General features: G+C 48.3%; 6 protein-coding genes and 1 pseudogene. 2 read left to right on the top strand and 5 right to left on the bottom strand.

The genetic code is table 11. The features are described 5' to 3' along the window. Positions 1-165 precede the first annotated feature (165 nt). From NK638_RS11045 to mrdA, 5 genes and pseudogenes are all read right to left on the bottom strand, one after another. Positions 166-1,275, bottom strand: coding sequence for an LpxL/LpxP family acyltransferase (locus NK638_RS11045; protein WP_105243880.1), 1,110 nt, complete (start codon positions 1,273-1,275; stop codon positions 166-168). A 235-nt stretch (positions 1,276-1,510) separates the two neighbouring features. After that, positions 1,511-1,897: a 30S ribosomal protein S9 gene (gene rpsI, locus NK638_RS11040; protein WP_075100631.1), complete on the bottom strand. Its 387-nt coding sequence runs from the start codon at positions 1,895-1,897 to the stop codon at positions 1,511-1,513. Between the two features lie 10 nt (positions 1,898-1,907). Beyond that, entirely contained in the window at positions 1,908-2,336 is a 429-nt protein-coding gene (rplM, locus tag NK638_RS11035; RefSeq protein WP_075100632.1) for a 50S ribosomal protein L13, read from the bottom strand. Between the two features lie 261 nt (positions 2,337-2,597). Continuing rightward, positions 2,598-3,302 carry a 16S rRNA (guanine(966)-N(2))-methyltransferase RsmD gene (gene rsmD, locus NK638_RS11030; protein ID WP_274633060.1) on the bottom strand — a complete coding sequence of 235 codons (705 nt, stop codon included), beginning with the start codon at positions 3,300-3,302 and terminating at the stop codon, positions 2,598-2,600. Positions 3,303-3,359: 57 nt separating this feature from the next. After that, positions 3,360-5,385, bottom strand: a pseudogene (mrdA, locus tag NK638_RS11020) (penicillin-binding protein 2). A 574-nt stretch (positions 5,386-5,959) separates the two neighbouring features. Here mrdA and NK638_RS11015 point away from each other — a divergent pair. Further along, entirely contained in the window at positions 5,960-7,294 is a 1,335-nt protein-coding gene (locus tag NK638_RS11015) for a hypothetical protein (RefSeq protein ID WP_274633057.1), read from the top strand. 236 nt (positions 7,295-7,530) lie between these two features. Beyond that, positions 7,531-8,089 (top strand): cytochrome c biogenesis protein CcsA (ccsA, locus tag NK638_RS11010; RefSeq protein ID WP_274633056.1); only part of this gene is annotated, 559 nt, incomplete at its 3' end.

The following is an 8,089-nucleotide window of genomic DNA, read 5'->3' as shown; positions in this document are numbered from 1 at the left end:
TTTCCTTGTTTGGCGGCAATTTATCTCATTTTTATCGCCATTTTTAAAATGAGGACAGGCCCTAGTGTTTTTACTTAAGTAAAAGAGTGGTATTGACGTCAACGACTCAATTTGATGGCGCAAATTATAACAAATTTACCTACTGCTTTGTTTGGGTATCAATGTCTACTTATAAATATCTGTACGACCATCAGGGCCGTTTTTGAAGCGGCGATGGAACCACATCCACTGAGTCGGATCAATACGAATCAGTCCTTCTAATATCTCATTGACACGTGTTGCATCAGCGACCTCGTCATTACTAGGATAGTTCTCTAGCGCTGGGGTAATAGTCAGGTGATAATGAGGACGTTTGCCTCGCGGTAGGTTATCAGGGGTTTGCCGATAGGTATGCAGTGCCATGAGGGCAGGTGGATGCTGTTTGTCACCCAGTTTTGCCATGCGTCTGGCGGCGGTAATGGTGGCCGCTGGTACACCAAAAAACGGTGCCATCACCCCTTGTTTGAGGCCATAATCCTGATCGGGTGAGTACCAAATCACGTGTCCGGCTTTGATTGAGGTGACTAGGCTGCGCATATCGCGGCTAGAGATTTGCTTACCAAAGATAGTGGTGCGGCCGTTGTAGATAAACCAATCGAGCAATGGATTGTTTTGAGGTCGGTACATACAATCGGCGGCAAAAAACTGCGTACAGAGTAAACCGCCCAAATCGAGCATCGTATAGTGCGCGCCCAGTAAAATTACCGCGCGCCCTTCGTTTTGGGCGTTGACTAAGTGCTGCAAACCCGATATCGATACCGTACGGGTAAATACATTAGGACGGAACCAAGCACACAAGGTCTCAAACACACCGATGCCCTGATTGACAAACACTTGCTTTGCCATCAGCTCGCGCTCAGCTTCTGGCTTTTCTGGAAAGGCCAGCCTAAGGTTTATCAGCGTATCACGCCGACGCGAGCCTGCTACGGTATAAACCAAAATACCCAGCTTACGACCGAGCCAAAATTGCCAACGCAGCGGCAGATATATCATCGGTAATATAAAAAAGAATAATAGCCAAATGCCCCAGTATTTGGGCAACAAAAACTGCCATTCAAAAGGCTTTTTTTCTGCTTGTGCGGTGCGTTTGTGATTTTGTGTGATGGTCGGCGTACCGGCAGGGATGGCCGGTGATTTGCTGTTGTTTTTGGCCGTATGATTAGGCGACGCAGGGCGTGAGCCTGATACATCAGTCTTTGGGTGCTTGCTGGGATCGTATTGTTCTGGCGCTTTCATAATAAGGATGAGGTAATAAAAGTTACTATCATGATGGGGTAGTGCTGAATACTTTGCAAGGTGGTTTTTGCGTGTAGCCGGTTTTTGTAGAATAGTCTTAGAAAAACAGCCATAAAAAAACCTTATAAGCTGTGACCAGCTTATAAGGTTTTGCAAAACTAAGCTTAGATTAGCAGCTACTCTTACCAATATCTGACGAGAAATAGAGTAGCGAGCCAATAAGCCATAGCTTTGATTAACGTTTTGAGAATTGTGGACGTTTACGTGCTTTACGTAGACCCAATTTCTTACGTTCGACTTGACGTGAGTCACGAGTAACAAAACCAGCTGATTTTAGAGCAGGCTTTAATGTTTCGTCAGCTTCGATCAATGCACGCGTGATGCCGTGGCGGATTGCGCCCGCTTGACCACTGATACCACCGCCTGCAACGGTTACGTATAGATCGTATTCGTTAGCAGAGTCTAGTAACTCTAGTGGCTGACGAACGACCATGCGTGAAGTTTCACGGCTGAAGTATTCATCAAGTGGTTTACCGTTAACAACGATAGCACCAGTACCTTTCGCTAAAAAGACACGAGCAGTAGACGTCTTGCGGCGACCAGTTCCGTAATTGCGTTCCATAAGTGACTCCTTAGATGTCTAGTTCTTTAGGTTGCTGTGCAGTATGTGGATGTTCTTCCCCGGCATATAGCTTTAGCTTCTTAATCATCGCATAGCCAAGAGGACCTTTTGGAAGCATACCCTTAACAGCTTTGTATAGAACATCTTCAGGCTTATGTGCAATCAGCTTGGTGAAGTTGGTTTCTTTGATACCACCTGGGTAGCCACTGTGACGATAGTACTTTTTGTCTTGTGCTTTTTTACCCGTTACCGCGATCTTTTCTGCGTTGATGACAACGATAAAGTCACCAGTATCTACGTGCGGAGTATAAGAAGTTTTATGCTTGCCACGTAAGCGAGTAGCAATTTGAGTGGCTAAGCGACCAAGGGTTTTGCCGTCAGCATCTACGACATACCAGTCATGGGTCACTTCAGCTGGTTTTGCACTAAGTGTTTTCATGATAAAACCTTAAAATTAGAATTCGTTGAGAGTTTAGCTGGGAACGGGGCTCTCAAAAAACAGACTGCACATTATAAGCAGTAGCGCCTACGCTTGCAAGCTGCATTGGGGTTTATTTTTGCCTTTATGCATCAAACTGCAGCGTTTGGCCAGTTTTTAAGCGGTTTTAGACATTTTGTAGGTGTTGCGTGATGTTGCTAAAAGCGGTGAGGCAAAGAAAAGCGATTTGCTCATCACTCACTTTTTGCAAGCACGTTGCAATTATGACGGTGCCAGCCGATAAAGTCCAGCGACAACTTGGCCAACTTTGGTTTGTTTTAGACAATCAAAGCTGATGCTTGTTGGTTCTGTCTGCGCCGCGCCGGTCGTTGATTGGCTAAGGTGGTCGGCCAATTGCTGCAATTGATCCTCCAGTGCTTTGTCTGCCTCAAGATATAGCAGCGTGTCGCTTGTGATCAACGACTGCTTAATGAGCGTCGTCAAGATAGGCTGCCATAAGTCCTGCGCATACGGCGGATCGATAAAGACGATATCAAAGTGACGTTGCAATGTTTGAGTGTGCGTCAGGACGTGTTCGGCGGTACCTTGGATAATCTGATAACGATGAGTCTCTAAGCGTAGCTGCGTGGCGCTTTGCTCAAGTAAGCGGCATTGGGCAGGATTTGGCTCGATAAAGGTAGTGTGCGCGGCGCCGCGGGACAGTGCTTCAAACCCCAGCACCCCACTGCCTGCACAGCTGTCGAGCACATAAGCGCCGTGTATATCAGCCAGTAACCAGTTGAATAATGTCTCGCGCAGGCGGTCGGGCGTCGGACGCAAGCCTTCGGCGTCGACGAATCGGACGATACGGCGCTTGTGTTCTCCACCGATGATGCGGACATCTCCGGCAGAGCTACTCTTTGCCAGATGGCTGGTTTTGGGTGTGCGGTTTTTAGCGGCGCGTCTGCTTGAGGGTTTTTTTGTCATGGCTTGGGTTACCGTGTCTGGTCATGGTCTTTATTTTGCTTATTATTCCTATGTATCCTATTGTGGCGCTGCATTGGCAGTTTGCTCAGCTTGTGCGTTTTCTTCTTTATCACGCAGCGCATCACGCATGGCTTTGTCAAACGCTTTTTGACGTTTAATGGCTTTTAGCTCGTCTGCTGTCGGTGGCAAGATAGGGTCATCGTGCCGCTGCAGTACCCAATAATCAAAGAGCGCGCGGCCAATTGGGGCGGCAACGGTACTACCGCCGCCACCGTTTTCGACCAGCACCGCCAGCGCGATTTGTGGGTCATCGACAGGGGCCGCCGCCACCGTTTTCGACCAGCACCGCCAGCGCGATTTGTGGGTCATCGACAGGGGCAAAGCCACTAAACCACGCGTGGTCCCAGTGGCGCTTATCGAGTGCAGACTTATCATAGCGTTTGCCTTGGGCGATGGACTTGACTTGTGCGGTACCCGTCTTGCCTGCGATGCGATATTTGGAGGTATAAATACGGCGTCCGGTACCGTTTTTTATCACGCTCTCCATCGCGTCATGCATGCGTAGCCAGTCTGAGGGCTTGCCATTGTAGTCGATTTTGCCATCCGGTTTGCTGATGATCTCTACATCCGCTGCGCCGTCGCTACTTTTGAGTAGATGCGGAGTGATATGTTGCCCTTTACTGGCCGTCATGGCGGTGGCGTTGGCTACCTGTAGCGGCGTCGCCAAAAAATACCCTTGACCGATACTGACTGAGATGGTTTCACCCGGTAGCCAGTCTTTATCATAAGTTTCTTTTTTCCACTTCGGCGATGGCATGATACCTGAACGCTCATGCGGCAAGTCAATACCCGTCTGCTCTCCAAAACCAAAGCGCACCATCCAGTCATGCAGGCGCTGAATGCCCATCTCATAGGCGAGTTTATAGTAATAAGTGTCCACCGACATCACCACCGATTTTTTGAGGTCGACTGAGCCATGACCACCGCGTTTCCAGTCACGAAAACGGTGACTGTCGCCTGGCAAGCTAAAATACCCTGGGTCATAGATAGAGGTCTCCCACTCCCGTAGGCCATAATGCAGCGCGCCCAAGCCTTCAAAGGGCTTGATGGTAGAGGCAGGGGGATACATGCCCTGCAGCGCACGGTTGTACAGCGGCTGATCTGGGTCATCACGCAGGTCGCCATAATCTTTAAAGGAGATACCAGAGATAAAGGGATTGGGGTCGTAGCTTGGGTTACTCACAAATGCCAGTACGTCGCCTGTTTTGGGGTCAATAGCCACAATGGCACCGCGGCGGCCATCTAGCTGCTGCTGGGCGACTTTTTGTAGGCCATAATCCAAGCTCAAAGTGATGTCGTTGCCCGCGATCGGTGGTTTGGTGTCTAGTTGGCGGATGATATTGCCGTGTGCGTCGGTTTCAACCGATTGATAGCCTGGCTGCCCTAAGAGGATATCTTCATAATAATCTTCGATACCGATTTTACCGATGAGGTCAGTGCCTGCATAACGATCCTTGTCGATACGCTTGGTTTCTTTGTCATTGATACGGCCAACATAGCCAATGACATGGGCAAATAGCTCATCATAAGGGTAGGAGCGAGTCAGCTTACTTCGAATCGTCACGCCCCGAAAAAACGGTTTACGCTCGCTAAACTGCGCCACCTGCGCTTCGGTTAGGTCAATCTTGATGGTGACTGGATCGTTTTTGGCTTTATTCAGACGCGCCAAAATATCAGTGATGTCCGTCTCTGTCAGATCAAAAATAGGCGCCAGCAAGTTTAAGGTGCGCTCAGGGTTTTCGACCTCATCAGGGCTGAGCATCGCGGTAAAGACAGGTTGGTTGTCGGCCAAGATAATGCCGTTGCGATCATAGATATAGCCACGGCTCGGCGGCGCTGAAATCAGCTTGATACGGTTATTGTCCGCTTGCGTCGTATATTTATCATGCGCATAGACCTGCAGATAGCCATAACGCAGTATCAGACCACCCAAGCCTAGAAGTATAATAGCGCCAAAGATGATAATGCGATTGGTAAAAATACGATTGACCTGTTCGGTATTGGGAGTCAGCGGTTTATTCATAAAAATCAAAGCCCAAACGGTCAGCGAGTCAATAAAGCTGAGTCAGCAAAACATGGATAACAAAAAACAAGCAAACAAATAGACAGGTTTGCCAAAGCGCGGTAAGAATAAAGGATAATTCAAAGAGTTTCAATCACATAGATGGTCTTTGCTCAAAAAGATATCTTAACAACTGACTGGCTGATATCTTATGTGGTTGGTGGACAAATTATAACAGAAGCTATGCGCGGGCGCAGTACTCGTCAGCGGGTTTGTCACGATTATCTGCTATCAGGCGCTATCTGGCCGACCACCATCATCAGGTCCATATAAAGTGAATATCAGTAGACACGACCTAAGAGGCGCGAATGTTATGTTGGATGGGCTTGTCAGCGCTGGCAGTGGCTCACCGTTATTTGTCAGATGAGTCACAACTTGCGCGCTGCGACGTGTGCTAATAAATAGCAAGTATGCTAAAATCAGGCGATTTGTTTTATAGTCGTTATGATGGCCGCGCGTCTTTTTGCCGCGCTCGAAGTTTGCTAACGCTCATTTACTAGCACCGACAATCAACCTGTCAGGAACCAGATAAATCATGGACGTAACTTCATTGTGGCAGACAATCGCTGAGCATCCAGAGTTTTTTGCCATGCTAACCATTCCGCCGGTGACCGCTTTTGTCACTTGGGCACACGTGTGGATGGCGCTCAAAATGCTGTTTTATCCGATTAAGTTTTGGGGTATTCGTATCCCAAACTTTCCGTTTTTTGGTTTGCCAGGTATTGGCTGGCAGGGTATCGTGCCGCGTAAAGCCGGTAAGATATCGGGTGTTATCGTCGATCAGACATTATCAAAACTTGGGTCGCTTGATGAATTTTTTCAGGCGATGGAGCCTGAGCAGATGGCGGTCTTTATCACGGAGACGGTCGATAAAAACCTTGAGGTGTTGATTGATGAGATTATGCTTGAGCATTCGCCAGCCTTATGGGGCAACTTGCCATATGCTGTCAAGCGCCGCGTCTATGCCCAAGCGCACAAAGAGCTGCCAAGTATCATGCAGTCCTTGGTGACGGATTTGACGTACCATGTCGAAGATCTCGTCGATATGCGTCAGATGATTGTCAATAAAATGGAGAGTGATCGCCGCTTGATGGTCAATATGTTTTTGAAAGTTGGCCAAAAAGAGATAGATTTTATCTGGCATATCAGTGCTTTGATTGGGCTGGTCTTTGGTATTATCCAGATGTTTATCTTTTTGGTGGTGCCGCAGCATTGGACCGTGCCGTTTTTTGCGGCGATTTGGGGCTTTTTGACCAATTGGATTGCGATTTGGATGGTGTTTAATCCCGTTGAGCCGCGTTTTATACCTTATGTGAAGTTTTTTACAGTTCGGCGCCGCTTTCCGTTTATTCAGCCGCAAATGCCGCACATTGCCCAGTACCGTTTGCAGGGCGGTTTTATGAAGCGGCAAGAAGAGGTCTCTGAGGTGTTTGCTGAGATTGTGGTGCGAGACTTGGTGACGTTAGAAAACATCATGAATGAGATGATGTATGGCGCGCGCGCGCCGCAGACGCGTGACTTGATGAAGTCGCATTTGTATCAGGTGTTAGAGTCGCCTGTGATCAGTACCACATTGCGTGTCGGGCTGGGCCGCCGTGAGTATGGTCAGCTAAAAAACACCATTATTGATAAGTCAATCGTGGCCACGATGGTGCCGCTGCGCGACCCTGAGCTCAATGAGAGCCGTGCCAGTAAAATATTTGGGATGTTTCGCGATCGGATTCGGGCACTGACACCAAATGAGTTTCAAAACCTGCTGCGTCCTGCCTTTAGAGAGGACGAGATGACGCTGATCATCCTTGGTGGTTTGACAGGGTTTTTGGCAGGCTGGCTGCATTTGGTCTTGGTGTTTTTTCCTTCAGTACAGTGATCTGTCATGGGCGCATCGCTGAGTATCAGTATAAATAGCAGATACGTTTTTTGTATCAATGATTCCCATTGATACATCACGACAATAGTAGTGAGTTTTACAGCTTCTATAGCCATTAAAACCGCCGTTTTTAACCGTAAACTATGACCGCATAAAGGACTATTTCGCGTTTGCCAGTGGCCAAAAGGTTATTGGCGAATCCTTAATTGTATCCAAGGTAAACAAGGTTAGACCGTATGTTAATCACAGAATTGGGTTATTTTGCCTTGCTGGCCGCCTTTATATTGGCGATTTTGCAGGTGGTATTACCAACCGTTGGCGTCATGCGCGATCACGTTGCTTGGCAGCGTCTCGCGCCCAGTCTCGCGTGGGCACAGTTTGCTGCCATGATTTTTTCATTTGTTGCATTGATGGCAGGCTTTTATTTCAATGACTTTAGTCTCGTCTATGTCACGCAGCACTCTAATACTTTGTTGCCTTGGTACTATAAACTCTCGGCGACATGGGGCGGACACGAAGGCTCACTCTTGTTGTGGATGACCATCATGGCCACGTGGTGTGCACTGGTCTCCTACTTTAGCCGTGGCTTGCCGTTGTCGATGCGCGCGCGGGTACTCGTGATATTGGCCGGTGTGCAGGTCATGATGCTAGCGATGCTGATTTTTACCTCGTCGCCATTTGATCGTACCTTGCCCAATCTGCCCGTAGATGGGGTAGATCTCAACCCACTTTTGCAGGATTTTGGGCTGATCATTCACCCACCGATGCTGTATATGGGCTATGTGGGCTTAGCGG

This window comes from Psychrobacter sp. A3 (assembly GCF_028823565.1).
GTDB lineage: Bacteria > Pseudomonadota > Gammaproteobacteria > Pseudomonadales > Moraxellaceae > Psychrobacter > Psychrobacter celer.
This window is presented reverse-complemented; position numbering and strand designations above follow the sequence as displayed.